Source organism: Aeromonas simiae, assembly GCF_014892695.1.
Taxonomy (GTDB): Bacteria; Pseudomonadota; Gammaproteobacteria; order Enterobacterales; family Aeromonadaceae; genus Aeromonas; species Aeromonas simiae.
In genome coordinates this window covers 3,536,258-3,551,697 of record NZ_CP040449.1, presented here as the reverse complement: position 1 = coordinate 3,551,697, position 15,440 = coordinate 3,536,258, and the positions used below count along the sequence as shown (strand labels likewise).

9 protein-coding genes are annotated in these 15,440 nt (G+C 54.9%); 6 read left to right on the top strand and 3 right to left on the bottom strand.

All coding sequences use genetic code 11. From position 1 onward, the window contains the following. Positions 1-414: 414 nt before the first annotated feature. The 5 genes from FE240_RS16845 (at position 415) to FE240_RS16825 (ending at position 9,245) form a co-directional block, all read left to right on the top strand. Positions 415-1,797: a sensor domain-containing diguanylate cyclase gene (locus FE240_RS16845; RefSeq protein ID WP_193002611.1), complete on the top strand. Its 1,383-nt coding sequence runs from the start codon at positions 415-417 to the stop codon at positions 1,795-1,797. Between the two features lie 84 nt (positions 1,798-1,881). Beyond that, positions 1,882-3,903: an EAL domain-containing protein gene (locus FE240_RS16840; protein ID WP_193002609.1), complete on the top strand. Its 2,022-nt coding sequence runs from the start codon at positions 1,882-1,884 to the stop codon at positions 3,901-3,903. Between the two features lie 259 nt (positions 3,904-4,162). Further along, on the top strand, positions 4,163-6,109 hold the full coding sequence (locus tag FE240_RS16835; protein ID WP_193002607.1) for an LTA synthase family protein: 1,947 nt from the start codon (positions 4,163-4,165) through the stop codon (positions 6,107-6,109). A gap of 82 nt (positions 6,110-6,191) precedes the next feature. Further along, positions 6,192-7,007 carry a tRNA cyclic N6-threonylcarbamoyladenosine(37) synthase TcdA gene (gene tcdA / locus FE240_RS16830; RefSeq protein ID WP_193002605.1) on the top strand — a complete coding sequence of 272 codons (816 nt, stop codon included), beginning with the start codon at positions 6,192-6,194 and terminating at the stop codon, positions 7,005-7,007. Positions 7,008-7,214: 207 nt separating this feature from the next. After that, positions 7,215-9,245 (top strand): LTA synthase family protein, encoded by a 2,031-nt coding sequence (locus FE240_RS16825; protein WP_226798885.1) that lies wholly within the window; start codon positions 7,215-7,217, stop codon positions 9,243-9,245. 49 nt (positions 9,246-9,294) lie between these two features. On the opposite strand, the gene FE240_RS16820 is transcribed toward FE240_RS16825, so the two are convergent. After that, positions 9,295-9,720 carry a SufE family protein gene (locus tag FE240_RS16820; protein WP_193002603.1) on the bottom strand — a complete coding sequence of 142 codons (426 nt, stop codon included), beginning with the start codon at positions 9,718-9,720 and terminating at the stop codon, positions 9,295-9,297. Then, entirely contained in the window at positions 9,720-10,934 is a 1,215-nt protein-coding gene (locus tag FE240_RS16815) for an aminotransferase class V-fold PLP-dependent enzyme (RefSeq protein ID WP_193002601.1), read from the bottom strand. Before FE240_RS16815 ends, FE240_RS16820 begins: the two co-directional genes overlap by 1 nt. 128 nt (positions 10,935-11,062) lie before the next feature. Here FE240_RS16815 and rep point away from each other — a divergent pair, with 128 nt between their 5' ends. Beyond that, a complete protein-coding gene (gene rep / locus FE240_RS16810; RefSeq protein WP_193002599.1) occupies positions 11,063-13,075 on the top strand; it encodes a DNA helicase Rep in 2,013 nt (670 codons plus the stop codon). Here the strand turns inward: rep and FE240_RS16805 are convergent. Beyond that, a complete protein-coding gene (locus FE240_RS16805; RefSeq protein ID WP_193002597.1) occupies positions 13,072-15,357 on the bottom strand; it encodes a putative bifunctional diguanylate cyclase/phosphodiesterase in 2,286 nt (761 codons plus the stop codon). The two genes, rep and FE240_RS16805, sit on opposite strands and share 4 nt — an antisense overlap. Between the last annotated feature and the right edge of the window lie 83 nt (positions 15,358-15,440).

Genomic DNA, 15,440 nt, shown 5'->3' with positions numbered 1-15,440 from the left:
CAGGGTAAAAATATAGACTTTAATTAAGTCTCGGTGTTGACATATTACTCATTAGTGTTATAATTTGGCCTATTGGCCTATTGGCCTATTGGCCTATTGGCCTATTGGCCTATTGGCCTATTGGCCTATTGGCCTATTGGCCTATTGGCCTATTGGCCTATTGGCCTATTGGCCTATCCTTTCCTGATCTGCGTCTGAGCGCAGAATCTCGTTGTGACATTAGGCTATTTTTACGCTAAGAATCAGTGTCATATCTTTCTTTGCTAAGCAATAATGAGTAATTAATGAAAAAAATTAGTTTTGAAAGAAACTTAGATAGATATTTCATTGCCCTTATTTGTGGTTTGTTAATATTGTTCTCTGCTTGTGTACTATTTTTTGTATCTGACAAAGAAAGAAGAGATCGAAAAAAGTATGCTTTCCTTTATTAGCAATCTTGGTGTGCTTATTACAGAGCAATCTATCAAGCCAGTAGAAACATTGGTTAGTGCTGTGCACCGTGTCGCATCAAGAGACTCAATCGAGCGGTTAGTTGAACATCGCAGTGATGAGGATGTTAGGCGGTTGTTGTCGTCGATGTTAAACTCCACTTATGGCGTTAAGTCTGTGTTGCTGTCAGATCGGTATGGGCATTCTGTCACCATCCCTGATCTGGCTGCCAAGATAACGGATAATGCTAAGGATAGGCCTTGGTTTAGTAATGACAGCTCTGGTCGAGATACCAATTTTTTTACGCCATTATATAAAGACATTAGGGATGAATCGGCTGTCATCACCATATCACGCCCTATGTTTGATTTTCGTGGTGACTTTATTGGCGTTGTCGGGGCAGATCTAAATTTAATTGCACTCAGCATGCCTCTGCGTTCTCTTTCCCATGGCATTCCTGGTAAGGCGTTTGTCATCGAAAGAACAGGGAAGATAATCCTTAGTGGTGATCCCAATGATATTCGTAATGGTTCTGTTGAGTATGATCTAGTCAGAGGGATGACCAACCTCAATGGGGTCGTTTCTAGTGAGTTAGATAATGATCACTTCTATTATTATGTATCATTTACCCATCCAGACTGGTTTGTTCTTTATCAGGTAAAGAAACAAGATGTATATAATATTGTGTGGAACTTTATTCAGCCTGCACTTGTCTTGTTCTTTGTGAGCTTGGTTCTTATAAATATAGTCTGGTATTTGTTAAGAACATCATATAATACGTTAATGCTAGACCTCTTCTCTGAAATTACAGTAGGGCGTTCTAGTGGTTCTATTTCATATAATGAAATAAAAGAAAATATTCAAAAAACACAAGAGAACTATAAGGTTGTTAAAGAGCGTTCGACTCGAGATATGTTGACTGGATTGCTGAATCGTGGGCAATTTGATCAAGACCTTAGTACCTTGATTGATAGCAAAGAGCCATTTGTATTATCTATTATAGATATAGATGATTTTAAGCAAGTGAACGATACGTACGGACATGTCGTCGGTGATGAAGTGTTAAAGGCAGTTGCATCCTCAGGGATAAAATTGCTGGGTGATTATGCCAGTATTTATCGCTATGGTGGAGAGGAACTAGCCGTTCTCTTTAAAAATAGCGAAATGATGAGTGCTTTCTCGTTAATTAATGCGTGGAGAGAATTTGTTGAAAATAAAGAATGGAGAGAGCCTGGTTTGAGCATCACTTTTAGTGCCGGGTTGCATCGTGGTGGATATGAAAATTCTCATGAAGTAATTAGTAAGGCTGACTCTTTGTTATATACAGCGAAGAAAAAAGGGAAAAACATGGTATTAATGGAGGATTAAGTAATCCGATAATGCTATTGTGGATATGATTGTTATCAATGAATTGAGAGTCATGTATGTTGTGTCATTGGTGTGTTCTATAAAATGCGTACAGGTAAAACCACAGCCCATCGATACCGTGAATATATAAGGGATATATCGGTAATTTTTGTGATGCTATTGCCTTTGGCTGTATGCCAGGCAATATTATTGCTTATTATTCGTTTGCTGGGTGTGGGAGAGTATGGATATATCTCCAGTTTTTTCAAACAATTATTGGATGTGTTCCATAGTTTTTATCCTATCGCACTGTGTATCGCGACGGCATACCATTTTTCTTATAAAAAGGGGATTGCAAGCGTCGGTACTGTTATCTATACCTTGGTGATGTACTATCTCATATCCATGGCCAGTATAGATATGAAAAAAGGTATATTCATACCTGATGATGCTCTGATGGCTATCTTTTCTGGTGGAGTGACAGTTTATTACTGCACCTTGTTTCCATTAAGAGAGTTGCACCCATTACGTTTGGATTTTGCAACGAATCTTCTGTGGAATACACTTAACTTTTTCTGCTTCATTATCTTATCTCTGCTGGTTTCTTTAGCATTCCACTCAACGGGGGAATATTTAACAAGCTGGTCATTATCTGAGTTTGTTAACCCGATGAGTTTTGGTGGTAGTTTAATCTATGAGTTCAGCCGCGGTGCGATGTGGTCCATAGGTATCAATGCACACCAGCTGATGTCTTTTTTAAAAGATAGCCTTGACTCAAATACGATTGAGAACATCGCTGCATGGAAAGGTGGCTATGCAAACATTTCCATCATTAATAGCATGTTTTACTACATATATGCTGGTATCGGTGGGGCAGGGAATACACTTAGCTTATTGTTAGTGATCCTGCTGTTGGCAAAAGATAAAAAGCATATGGCCTTTGCTTTAATGGCATTGCCATTAGCATTTTTCAATATCAATGAGCTTATCTTGTTTGGGTTGCCTGTCATCTTTAACCCCATCATGATCATTCCATTTATTTTGGTTCCTCTATTATCTATCACCATTGCCTATGAGGTGATTGAGATTGGGATGGTTCCTGCTGCGACCCATATCACTGATTGGATTTTACCGCCATTATTAAATGCCTATATTGCTTCAGAGGGAAGCATCTCCGCCGTCGTTCTTCAGGTGTTACTGATTATGATGGGGATGGTGGTATATGCCCCATTCTATATGAAATACATTGGTGTCATGACCGCCTCGGATGGCAAGCCGGTTATCCAACCCATCATGGAGAAAGTGACATTTGTGGAGATGCTGGAGGAGATCCAGCATGAGGCACAAGAGAGTATGTGCAGGGTTGAAGCTCGCAATCTCATTCACAAAATGATGAATGAGGGGGAGTTCACCATGATGTATCAACCTCAGTTTGATATGGCAAATAATCATTTCTGTGCTGAGGCGCTGGTTCGCTATCGGGATGTTGACGGTAAGCTACATCCACCCACATTCATTAATGCTTTCTTGAAGGTAGGGGCTATCGAGCAACTAGATTCCATCGTGCTTGATTGTGTATTGGAAGACATGTCAAAAATGTCACTTCATGCCGATGATCGAGTATCTATTAATATCTCCACAGAGACATTTAGTAGCCCGACATTCTTGGATATGTTGCAAGATAAAATTAAAGGATGGGGCGTTGACCCAAGAAACATTGAGATAGAAATTACCGAAGAAGCCATCCTGGAACATGAGTATCAGGTACATAAAAATATTGATACCTTGCATCAGATCGGTATTACGGTAGCGATGGATGACTTTGGGTCCGGTTATGCCTCTTTCCCCCATCTTTTACAGTATCCTTTCGACAAGGTGAAATTTGATCGCTCTCTCTTGCTGGAAACAGAGACCAAAAAAGGGCGTCATTTGTATCAGTTGTTGTCTCAAATCAGTTCATTGGGCCAGTGTAAGATTGTGGCTGAAGGGGTCGAGACGGAGCAGCAGAAGGAGTTTGTGCACAGCTGTGGCATCACCTCGATTCAGGGATTCTATTTTCAGCGGCCGGTCTTTTTTGCTGAGATAAAGCGCTTGATAGAAGCCAGACGGAACGAAGAAAAGCGCTGAGCCATCCGTGTGTATGAACCGAAAAGCCCCTTTGAGGGGCTTTTTTGTTGCCTTGAATGCATGAGGCAAGGTCTGAGTGAATCCTTTTTTGTCGATTTAACCTTGGCTATGGAGTCATTGGGAAAGGGATGATAAAAAAACAATAAATTACTTACACCGATGAAACCAAAGCCATAGGCTGGGGTCTTAACGCTACACAATAACAATCGACATCTCTCTCTTGGATGAAAGAGATGACTCAGGATTATCAGGACACCGTATGCTCCGTTTTCGAAACTGGCTCGGGCCATTTTGGCCCGTCTGCTGTTTTGCGCTGATCGCGCTCTGCACCCTCTCTCTGAGCCGCGTCGGTCTGGCGCTGTGGTTGTCGGAGCGGGTGACCGACGTATCCGGTTGGCTACCCGTGCTGCTACAGGGGGTTCGCGTGGATGTGGCCACCTTGTGCTGGCTGTGGGGGATCCCGACCCTGCTGACCATGTTGCTGGGTGGGGAGCATGCTATTGGCCGTTTGTGGCGGGGGCTGCTGCGGCTGTGGTTGACCCTCGGGCTGTGGCTGCTGCTGTTTATGGAGCTCTCCACGCCCACCTTCATCAATGAATACGGGCTCAGACCGAACCGGCTGTTCATCGAGTATCTCATCTACCCGAAAGAGGTGCTCAGTATGCTCTGGAGCGGACGCCCGCTCGAGCTGATCGGTTCCCTGCTGGCTTCCTGCTTGCTACTCGGTGGTGGGTGGTGGCTCTCCGGGCGGGTCACCCGTGATCTCGCCATGCCGCGCTGGGGCTGGCGACCGCTGCTGGGGCTGCTGGTTATCGCGCTGGCGATTTTAGGGGGGCGTTCCACCTTGGGGCACCGGGCGCTCAACCCGGCCATGGTGGCCTTCTCCACCGATCCCCTTGTCAACACCTTGCCGCTCAACTCGGCCTATTCCGTCATTTTTGCGCTCAAGCAGCTTAAAAATGAGGAAGATCCCAGTCAGTACTACGGCAAGCTGCCTGAGGATCGCATTGTCGCGCTGATGCGTGAAGCCAGCGGCCGGCCAGCCTCCGCCTTTATCTCTTCCGATATCCCCTCGCTTAGCCGCAATCAGGCCAGCTATCAGGGGAAGCCGAAGAATCTGGTGATTATTTTGCAAGAGAGCCTGGGGGCTCGCTATGTGGGGTCGCTCGGTGGCCTGCCGTTGACTCCCAACATCGATGCTCTCAGCCGCGAGGGGTGGGCATTTGACCGGCTCTATGCCACCGGAACGCGTTCTGTGCGCGGCATCGAGGCGGTAGTGGCCGGTTTTACACCGACTCCGGCCCAGGCGGTGGTCAAGCTCGACAAGAGCCAGACCGGCTTTTTCACCCTGGCCGAGCTGCTGCGCGATCGGGGTTATGACACCAGCTTCCTCTACGGTGGAGAGAGCCACTTCGACAACATGCGCAGCTTCTTCCTTGGCAATGGTTTTAGCCGCATTGTCGAGCAGAAGGACTTCAAGAACGCAGCTTTTGTCGGTTCGTGGGGCGCCAGTGATGAGGATTTGATGCGCAGGGCCAACCAGGAGTTTTCCCGCCTGCACCAGGCCGGTAAGCCCTTCTTCAGTCTGGTGTTTAGCTCGAGCAACCACGATCCGTTCGAGTTTCCGGACGGGCGCATCCAGCTCTATGAGCAGCCCAAGGCGACCCGTAACAACGCGGCCAAGTATGCCGACTATGCGGTGGGCGAGTTCTTCAAGGCGGCCAAGGCCTCGGATTATTGGAAAGACACCCTCTTCCTGGTCATCGCCGACCATGACAGCCGAGTCAGTGGGGCCGAGCTGGTGCCTATCGAGCACTTCCGGATCCCGGGGGTCATCGTCGGTGGCGGGATTGCCGCGCGTAAGGATCAACGGATCGTGAGCCAAATCGACATGGCGCCGACCCTGCTCTCCCTGATGGGGATCAATGCGGACTACCCCATGCTGGGGCGCGATCTGACCCGTACCCCAGCGGATTGGCCGGGGCGGGCGCTGATGCAATACGACAAGAACTTCGCCCTGATGGAGGGCAATCAGGTGGTGGTGCTGCAACCCGAGCACACGCCGCAGGGGTTCGTCTATGACAGGGCTAAGGAAGATCTGGTGCCGGCCGAGCAGAGCGCGGCGTTCAAGGAGCGGACGCTAGGCTGGTCACTGTGGAGCGGAATGGCTTATCAGAAGGAGCTATTCCGGCTGCCGCGACAGTGATGGGAAGGCGGAGTTCGACTCCGCCTTTTTCTTGCGCGTCACGGGGGGATATAATGCGCCCCCTTGCAACAAGGTGACCAAGATGACTCCTGAGTATCAGCAACGTTTCGGCGGGATTGCCCGCCTCTATGGCCTGGCGGCCCTGACCTCCTTTCACCGCGCCCACGTCTGCGTGGTGGGCATCGGCGGGGTTGGCTCCTGGGCGGCCGAAGCGCTGGCCCGCTCTGGTATCGGTCGAATCACCCTGATCGACATGGATGATGTCTGTATCACCAACAGCAATCGTCAGATCCATGCCATGCGAGGGACGGTCGGGCGCCTCAAGACCGAGGTGATGGCCGAGCGCATTCGCCTCATCAACCCGGAGTGTGAAGTGACTGAGGTGGATGACTTTGTCACCGCTGATAACCTCGCCGAGCACATTCACGACGGGTTTGACTACGTCATCGATGCCATTGACTCGGTCAAGGCCAAGGTGGCCCTCATCGCTTTTTGCAAGCGGCGCAAGATCCCGATCATTGTCGCCGGCGGTGCCGGTGGACAGATGGACCCGACTCAGGTGCAGGTGGCGGATCTGGCCAAGACCATCCAGGACCCATTGGCCGCCAAGGTGCGCAGCGACCTGCGCCGGCTGCACCACTTCAGCAAGAACCCAGCCCGTAAGTTCGGGGTGGAGTGTGTCTTCTCTACCGAGCAGCTCACCTACCCGGATGGTCGTGGTGGTACCTGCCAGGCTAAGGCGAGCAGCGATGGCACCATGAAGATGGACTGTGCCTCGGGTTTTGGGGCCGTGACACCGGTGACGGCCACCTTCGGTCTGGTGGCCACCTCAAGGGTGCTCAAGAAGATCGCCGAGCGTGGGGCTCGCAGTGAAAGAGCGGCGCCAGGCGGCGAATAAGCGTGCGATACCAGCGAGCAGGGCAGCCCATGGGCTGCCCTGCTGCTATGTGAGTCAGAGAAAGGCTGCGCCATGTCTCAGGATGTGAATAAACGTCTGGGGGAGCGTTGATCAATCCAGGCCGGCACGATAGGTTGAGACGGTAGATGTGATGACGATCTAATTAATAGTCAGTTCCCCGATTATTAACCCAATAACGATGAACTTGTGCGGCCTCTTGCGGTCTATCGAAGGCTATTTTCTCTATTGGTGCTGTGTATGTATCAGATCAGACTTCGTCAGTGTTTGAGTGCGCTGCTGTTTCTTTTTTTCTGGCTCACCCTGCTCTCGATGATGACCCGTCTGGTCATGTTTTATACATTTGTCGATGCGGAACAACTCATCGGCAAGGGGGAAGATGTACTGCGTATGTGGGGCACCGGTTTACGCTACGATATGCGTATTGCCGGTATGGTGGTGGCCCCTCTGCTGCTGCTGTCATTGCTGTTTGCGGTCAGGGAAAGAGGCTGGGCGTTATTCAAAGCGCTGCTGACCCCATTGTCTGCCTTATTTTCATTTATTGTTGCCTGCGTCTCTATCGGTAATTATTTCTATTACCAGACGTACCATAATTATATTGATGTGTTTGCCTTTGGGGTATTTGATGATGATACCAAGGCGGTACTTTCCAATATATGGCAGGATTATCCTTTACTTAAAAGCATGATTGCTGCCGGCCTCCTCTCATTACCCCCTGTCTGGTATTGCTATCGCAGCCATCGGCGCCGTATTACGCCTTGGCCAAGGGGGGTATTTTACAGCGTGCTGTTACTTTCCCTGATTATGGTGGCGATCGGTGCCAGAGGCAGTGTCGGTACGTTTCCGCTGCGCCGTGGTAATGCTCAGGTCTCCGAGCTGACCATCCTCAACAAGTTGACGCCCAATGGGGTGATGGCGATCGACTGGGCTATCAAGGACTATCGCGATGATATGCGTCTGCACAAGGTGAGCAAAACCGAGGGTGACCGACTATTGACGCAGGTGGGATTGAACGCGCTGGAGGAGCAGAGCCCGGTCAACCCCTGGCTGGCGCAGCACAAGCCCCACGTGGTGATGAACCTGATGGAGAGCTTTGGCAGTAACTTGCTGGCGCTCGACGATCCACAACGCAATGATTTGTTGGGTAATTTAAGAGCGCATTTCCAGCAGGACTTCGTATTCAAGCGGTTTGTCTCACAGGGTAATGGCACGGCCCCTTCGCTGGCGGCGCTGTTTTTCCACAGCCCGATGGAGAACATCAGCCACTCATCGGCGCAAACCAAGCCGATAGCGGGCACGCCGTTTGCCACTTATAAACAGGCGGGCTATCGCACCCTCTTTATCTCGTCGGGCAACATGATGTGGCGCAATCTGGTGGCCTATTTGCCTGTGCAGGGGGTGGATAAGGTCTATGACCAGAATTCGCTGATGGAGCGTTATCCCGAGTCGGCGGCCGAGCTGACCGATTGGGGTGTCCCTGACGAATACGCTTATCGCCTGGCCGAAGAGTTGTTGGCCGAGGCGACGCAGCCGCTGTTTATCGCCCTCCTGACCATCACCAACCATCCGCCCTATGTGGTGCCCTCCCACTATGTGGCGAGGCCGGTAGCGCTGACAGATGAGGTCAAACGGCACGCCGAAGGGGGGCAGATCGAGCAGGTCAGCCTGCTGCAAACCTATCAATATGCCGCCAATGCCTTCGGCAACTTCTTAACGAACATCAAGTCTTCGCCACTGGGTGAGAGAACCGTGATCGCCGCCACCGGGGATCACCAGATGCGCCGGATCAAGGCCTACTACCCCACCGAGCAGGTACTGGATCACGCAGTGCCCTTCTATCTCTACGTCCCTGAGCCCATTCGGCAGCAGGTGGCTTTGCGCTTCGAGCCCAACCGGGTGGGCTCGCACAAGGACATTTTCCCAACCCTGTATGCCTTTAGCCTCTCCGGTGCGACCTATCACACCTTGGGAGGGCGCAACCTGCTGGCCGAGCAAGACGACCCGAGCCGAGCGTTCGGTTACAACGAGGAGATCTGGATCGATGAGCGGGGCGCCACGCCACTGGCGGGTGGCAAGAGTCGCTATCCGTGGAAGCAGGCGCTTTACCTTGAGGAGCGCGCCGAGCCGATTGAAACGAGGACGATGCAACGCGTGCAGGCGTATCCCCAACTGCTGCGCTGGCAGATTAACGCCAGTGTCATGGGGATGGAGGCGCCCTAGCAGGGGGCGGTTCAGCGAAAAAGGCAGCCCATAGGCTGCCTTTTTCGTGTTAGGCGACTCGCTCGCGGATGGCCTGAATGATGGCGTTTAGGCCATTGCTACGCGAAGGCGAGAGGTGCTTGTCCAGGCCAAGGTCGGCCAGATACGCCGCCATGTCAAAGGAGCGGATGGCCGCCGAGCTTTGACGATTGAGGGCGGCCAGGACGATGACGATGAGGCCGCGCACGATGCGGGCATCCGAATCACAGGCGAAATGCCACAGGCCTCCTCGCTCCTCAGCCAGCAGCCAGGTATGACTCTCGCAACCATGTAGGCGATGATCTTCGGTCTGCCACTCGACAGGAAGGGGGGGTAGCTGTTTGCCGAGCTGGATGAGCAAACGGTACTGCTCCTCCCACCCCTGAGTGGCGGCAAAAGATGCACGGATTGTCGTGGCATTGGGATCCCGCCCGATTTGGGTGTAGCTGTCGAGCATCAGAAGAACTCCTTTAACTTTTGAATTGCCCCGATCAGGGTGTCGATGTCGGTATGGGTTGAATAACAGGCAAGCGATGCCCTTATGGTGCCCCCGATGTTGAAGCTCTCCATCAGGGGCATGGCACAGTGGTGACCCACCCGCACCGCCACTCCCTGCATATCGAGCAGGGTGCCGGCATCTTGGGGGTGGATCTCATCGAGCAGGAAGGAGACAGCACCAAGCCGCTGCTGCGGCGCTCCCACCAGGCGCACGCCAGGCGTGGCGCGCAGCTGGTCGGCCAGATAGGTGGTCAGGGTCTGCTCGTGGGTCAGCAGGGCGGGACGATCCTGCTCCTGCAAGAAATTGATGGCGGCCGCCAAGCTGACGGCGCCGGCGATGTGCGGGGTTCCCGCCTCGAATTTGAATGGCAGGCGATTGAAGGTGGTGCCGGCGAAGCTCACCCGCTCGATCATCTCGCCACCGCCCTGCCAGGGCGGCATTTTTTCCAGCAGCTCACGGCGGCCCCACAGGACGCCAATGCCGGTGGGGGCATACATCTTGTGACCGGAGAAGGCATAAAAATCGCAGCCGAGGCGCTGTACATCCACCGGTAGGTGGGCCACCGCTTGTGCTCCGTCGACCAGCACCAGCGCTCCGGCTGCCTTGGCCAGCGACGTGATCGTCGCCACCGGATTAACAGTGCCAAGCGCATTGGAAACGTGGCCCACGGCTACCAGTCGGGTGCGCGGGCCGAGCAAGGCGCGGTAGGCGTCCAGATCGATGTCACCATGGGCGTCGAGCGGAATGGGGACGACCTTGGCCCCCTTGCGCTCGGCCGCCAACTGCCAGGGCACGATATTGGCGTGGTGCTCGAGGGTGCTGACCAAGATCTCGTCACCTGCTTGCAGGCTCTGGCCCCAGCTCTGGGCCACCAGGTTGATCGCCTCCGTGGTGCCTCGGGTCCAGATCACCTCGCGGCTGTCCCAGGCATTGATAAAACGCGCCACGGTTTCGCGCGCCGCCTCGAAGGCTGCCGTTGCGCGCGTGCTCAGCACATGGGAGGCCCGATGTACGTTGGCGTTGTCGCTGCGATAGAACGCGCTCATGGCCTCCAGTACCGCCAGGGGTTTCTGGGTGGTGGCGGCATTGTCGAGGTAGACCAGCGGGTGGCCGTTGACCTCCTGATGCAGAGCAGGAAACTGGCGGCGGAGCGTGGGCAGGCAGAGGCTCATGACAGGCTCGTCGATGTGGAAAGGGGCAACATGATCCAGAAAATAGCCGCAAAGCACAAGTTTGCTGCGGGCATGGGGGGGATGCTTTCTGTTACAATCTTGCCCCTCCTTTTGCTGCGGAGTCCTCCATGAAGCTCAACCCCAATCAGAATGAAGCGGTCAAGTATGTGTCCGGCCCCTGCCTGGTGTTGGCCGGAGCGGGCTCCGGCAAGACCCGCGTTATCACCAACAAGATCGCCTATTTGGTGCAGCAGTGCGGTTACAACGCCCGCAACATCGCGGCGGTGACCTTCACCAACAAGGCGGCGCGGGAGATGAAGGAGCGGGTGGGCCAGACCCTGGGCCGTAAGGAGGCGCGTGGGCTCATGGTCTCCACCTTCCACACGCTGGGGCTCGAGATCATCCGCCGCGAACATAAGACGCTCAACCTCAAGGCCAACTTCTCCCTGTTTGACGATACCGATCAGCTGGCCCTGCTCAAGGAGCTGACGGAGGCGGAGCTGGATAACGATAAAGACAGCCTTTCGGCGCTGATCACCCAGATCTCCAATTGGAAGAACGATCTGGTGCTGCCCGCGCGGGCCATGCGCATTGCCCGTGGCCCGGACGAAGTGTTGCAGGCCCAGCTCTATGAGCGTTATCACCGGCAGATGGTGGCCTATAACGCCCTCGATTTTGACGATCTCATCGTGATGCCGACCCTGCTGCTCAAGACCAATGAAGAGGTGCGAACCCGCTGGCAGGCCAAGATCCGCTATCTGCTGGTGGACGAGTACCAGGACACCAACACCAGCCAGTACGAGCTGGTGAAGCAGCTGGTGGGGGAGCGGGCCCGCTTCACCGTGGTGGGGGACGACGATCAGTCGATCTACTCCTGGCGTGGGGCCAAGCCGCAGAACCTGGTGTTGCTCGGCCAGGACTTCCCGCAGTTGAAGCTCATCAAGCTGGAGCAGAACTACCGCTCCAAGAAGCGCATCCTCAAGTGCGCCAACATACTGATCGCCAACAACCCCCACGTCTATGACAAGGCGCTCTTCTCCGATCTCGATGAGGGGGTGAAGCTCAAGGTGCTGTTTGCCAAGAACGAGGAGCACGAGGCGGAGCGCATCGCCGCCGAGCTGATGGGTCACAAGTTCATGAACCGCACCCGCTTCAAGGACTACGCCATCCTCTATCGTGGCAACCATCAGTCGCGCATCTTCGAGAAGGCGCTGATGCAAAACCGCATCCCCTATCGCATCTCGGGCGGTACCTCGTTTTTCTCGCGCACCGAGATCAAGGACATCATGGCCTACCTCAAGCTGCTGGTGAACCCGGACGAGGACACGGCGTTTTTGCGGGTGGTCAACCTGCCGCGCCGCGAGATTGGCCCCACCACGCTGGAAAAACTCGGCCAGTATGCCAACCAGCGCGGCAAAAGCCTGTTTGCTGCCAGCTTCGAGCTGGGGCTCGAACAATCCCTCTCCGGCCGCGGCCTGGTGGCCCTGCGCGCCTTCACCGAGTGGCTGGTGCGTCTGGGCGACAACGCCGCCCGCGGCAATCCCGTCGAGGCGGTGCGCGACATGATCAAGGAGATCCACTACGAGGAGTGGCTCTACGAGACCTCACCCAGCCAGCGGGCGGCCGAGATGCGGATGCAGAACGTCTCGACCCTCTATCGCTGGATCACCGAGATGCTGGAAGGGGGAGAGATGGATGAACCCATGACCCTGTCCCAGGTGGTGACCCGCCTCACGTTGCGCGACATGATGGAGCGCAATGAAGGGGAGGATGAAGTAGATCAGGTGCAGCTGATGACCCTGCACGCCTCCAAGGGGCTGGAGTTTCCCTATGTCTACATGGTGGGCATGGAGGAGGGGTTGCTGCCCCACCAGACCAGCATCGACGAAGACAACGTGGAGGAGGAGCGGCGTCTGGCCTACGTGGGGATCACCCGTGCCCAGAGCGAGCTCACCTTCACCCTGTGCCGCGAACGGCGCCAGTTTGGTGAGACGATGCGTCCGGAGCCGAGCCGCTTCCTGCTCGAGCTGCCTCAGGATGACTTGGAGTGGGAGAACCAGAAGAAGGTGACTGCCGAGGAGCGCCAGCAGAAGGGGCAGGTCGGGGTAGCCAACCTGCGCGCCCTGTTCAAGAAGGACTAGCCCTGTACCGTGATGTTCCGTCCCAGCAAGGGGGGAATATCGATCCCCGGCATGGGCGGAGCGATGAAGCGCCCCTGGCCCTGCTCACACCCCAGCTCGAGTAGTTTTTGGTACTCGAGCTTGGTCTCGATCCCCTCGACGATAAGCCGAAAACCGAGATCCTGACTGATGTCGCGCATGGCGCGGATCAGGGCCAGATCCTTGGGCGATTGCAGCATGCGATGGGTGAAGCTGTCGTCGACCTTGATGTAGTCCACCGGATAGTGGAACAGGGCATTGAGGGAGGAGAAGCCGGTGCCGAAGTCATCCAGGCAGATTTGCAGCCCATGGGCGCGCAGCTCGTGCAATATGGTCAGGGTATCGGTGTCGAGGCGCGACAGCTCCCGCTCGTTGAACTCGAACACCAGATTACCGATCGGCACGCCACTCTCAGTGATGATGGTCAGTAACTTATCGACCAGCTCCTGACTGGCCAAATGCTTGCCAGAGAGGTTCAGCGACACCTTGATGCTGTTACCGCCCAGTTGGGCCAGCCAGTTCTGCAACTGCTGACAGGTGTGGCGCAGGATCAGCCTATCTAGCTCCAAAATGAGGCCGCACTGCTCGGCCAGTGGAATGAAGTCGAACGCATCCTTGAGTATCCCTTCCTGAGTCAGCCAGCGCGCCATCACCTCAAGGCCAGCCAATTGGCCATCGCTCAGCCGGATCACCGGTTGGAAGTAGGGCAGGATGCGCCGCTCCTCAAGGGCCTTGGCCAGCTCCAGCTCGGGCGAGAGCCAGTCTCTGTCTTGGCAGGCCTCCGAGTAAATGACGATGCGATTGCGCCCGCTGCGTTTGGCCTGGTACATGGCTAGGTCTGCCTGGTGCAGCAGCTGGCTTACATCCGAGGTGTGCTCGGTGACGGTGGCGACCCCCATGCTGAGCTGCACTTGCAGTTCGTTGCCAAGCAGCCGGAATGGGGCTGCGTGGCGCTCGAGGATGCGGCTCAATACCGGGCTGATGGTGCTGTTATCTGTGCTGGCATCGAGGTAGATCACAAACTCATCTCCACCGAGGCGGGCCACCAGATCATTTTGTCGCACACAGCTGCTAAGGCGGACGGCGATCTCCTTGAGCAGCAGATCCCCCACCTTGTGACCCAGGGTGTCGTTGATCTCCTTGAAGTGATCCACATCGATAAAGATCAGGGTGAAGCCGGGTGAGCGGTGCCTGTGGTAGTGCTTCATTGCTTGATCGAGTCGGTTCATCAGGAAGGCGCGGTTGGGCAGCATGGTGAGCGGGTCGTGCAGGGCATCGAATTGCAGTTTGCGCTCCAGCTCCTGGTGGCGTTTGAGCTGCTTTTGCAGGCGTAGGTTGGCTTGGCGTAGCTGGTGCAGGCGCAGGTCGATCGACTCAAGGGATCTCAGTTCGGCCAACTGTTCACGGATCCGTTGCAGTTCCATCACCATGGTGAGCTGTCCGCGCAGGAAGTCGATGAGCAGCCGCTCGTCCGGGCCCGGTGCGTGCGGCAGGCTCAGCAGCAGGTGGGCGAAGTAGTGGTGTTGCAGCCGCAGCGGATGGCTGATCCAGAAGCGGCCGTGGCGCTCTGTCTCCATGGTATGGGTGGTGTGACACAGACTCTGTAGCACCGCCTCGCCCAGCTCGGTGTGCTCGGGGTAGAGTGTCCGCCCATGGTACTCCTCCAATTGCAGCAAGATGAAGTCGCAGGCGCCCAGCACGAACTGAGACGCAGCATCGAGCTGGGCGTAGAACGCTTGGGAAGGGAGGCTGTTGGCCAGCCGCATCACCCGGTTCAGGCTCTCCATCTTCTGCTGCCAGTCGGGCTGACGCTGGGCCAGCGGTGAGAGATCCTGGCCTATCTGGGCATCGGTCTGCGCCTCGCTCATGCGGTTGGCCAGGCACTCGAGCAGCAGGTTGAGGGTCGGCTGCTCGCTCGGGGTGGTTTTGGCCAGCAGGCGGATCACCGGCCCGTTACTGACGCTTTGCTGGCACCAGCCGGCTTCCTCTTTGAGGTGGCCGAGCAGATCCAGCATTCGCTCCGGATCCGCCTTGAGCTGCTCTTTCAGGCTGTCGTTGAGGCCGAACTCGTAGATCCATTTCAACCCGGAGCGGGTATAGCCAAGCAGGGCAAAATGGCTGAGGGTGCAGTGGGTCGCGAGGTGTTGGCGCAGCTCGTCGTACTCTGTCGAGGTCGCATGCTCGGGGGAGGGGAAGTTAACGATAGTGGTGACCAGCGCCAGCAGCGATGGTGTCGCTGAGCGCTGGGAACTGTGTGTGCTCATGAGCGGGCCCTTGCTTGACACTCCTTAAAGCGTAGCTGGGCCCGACAGGATAGAAAGGGTTGCACTTGCAGCCCTTTCAAGCA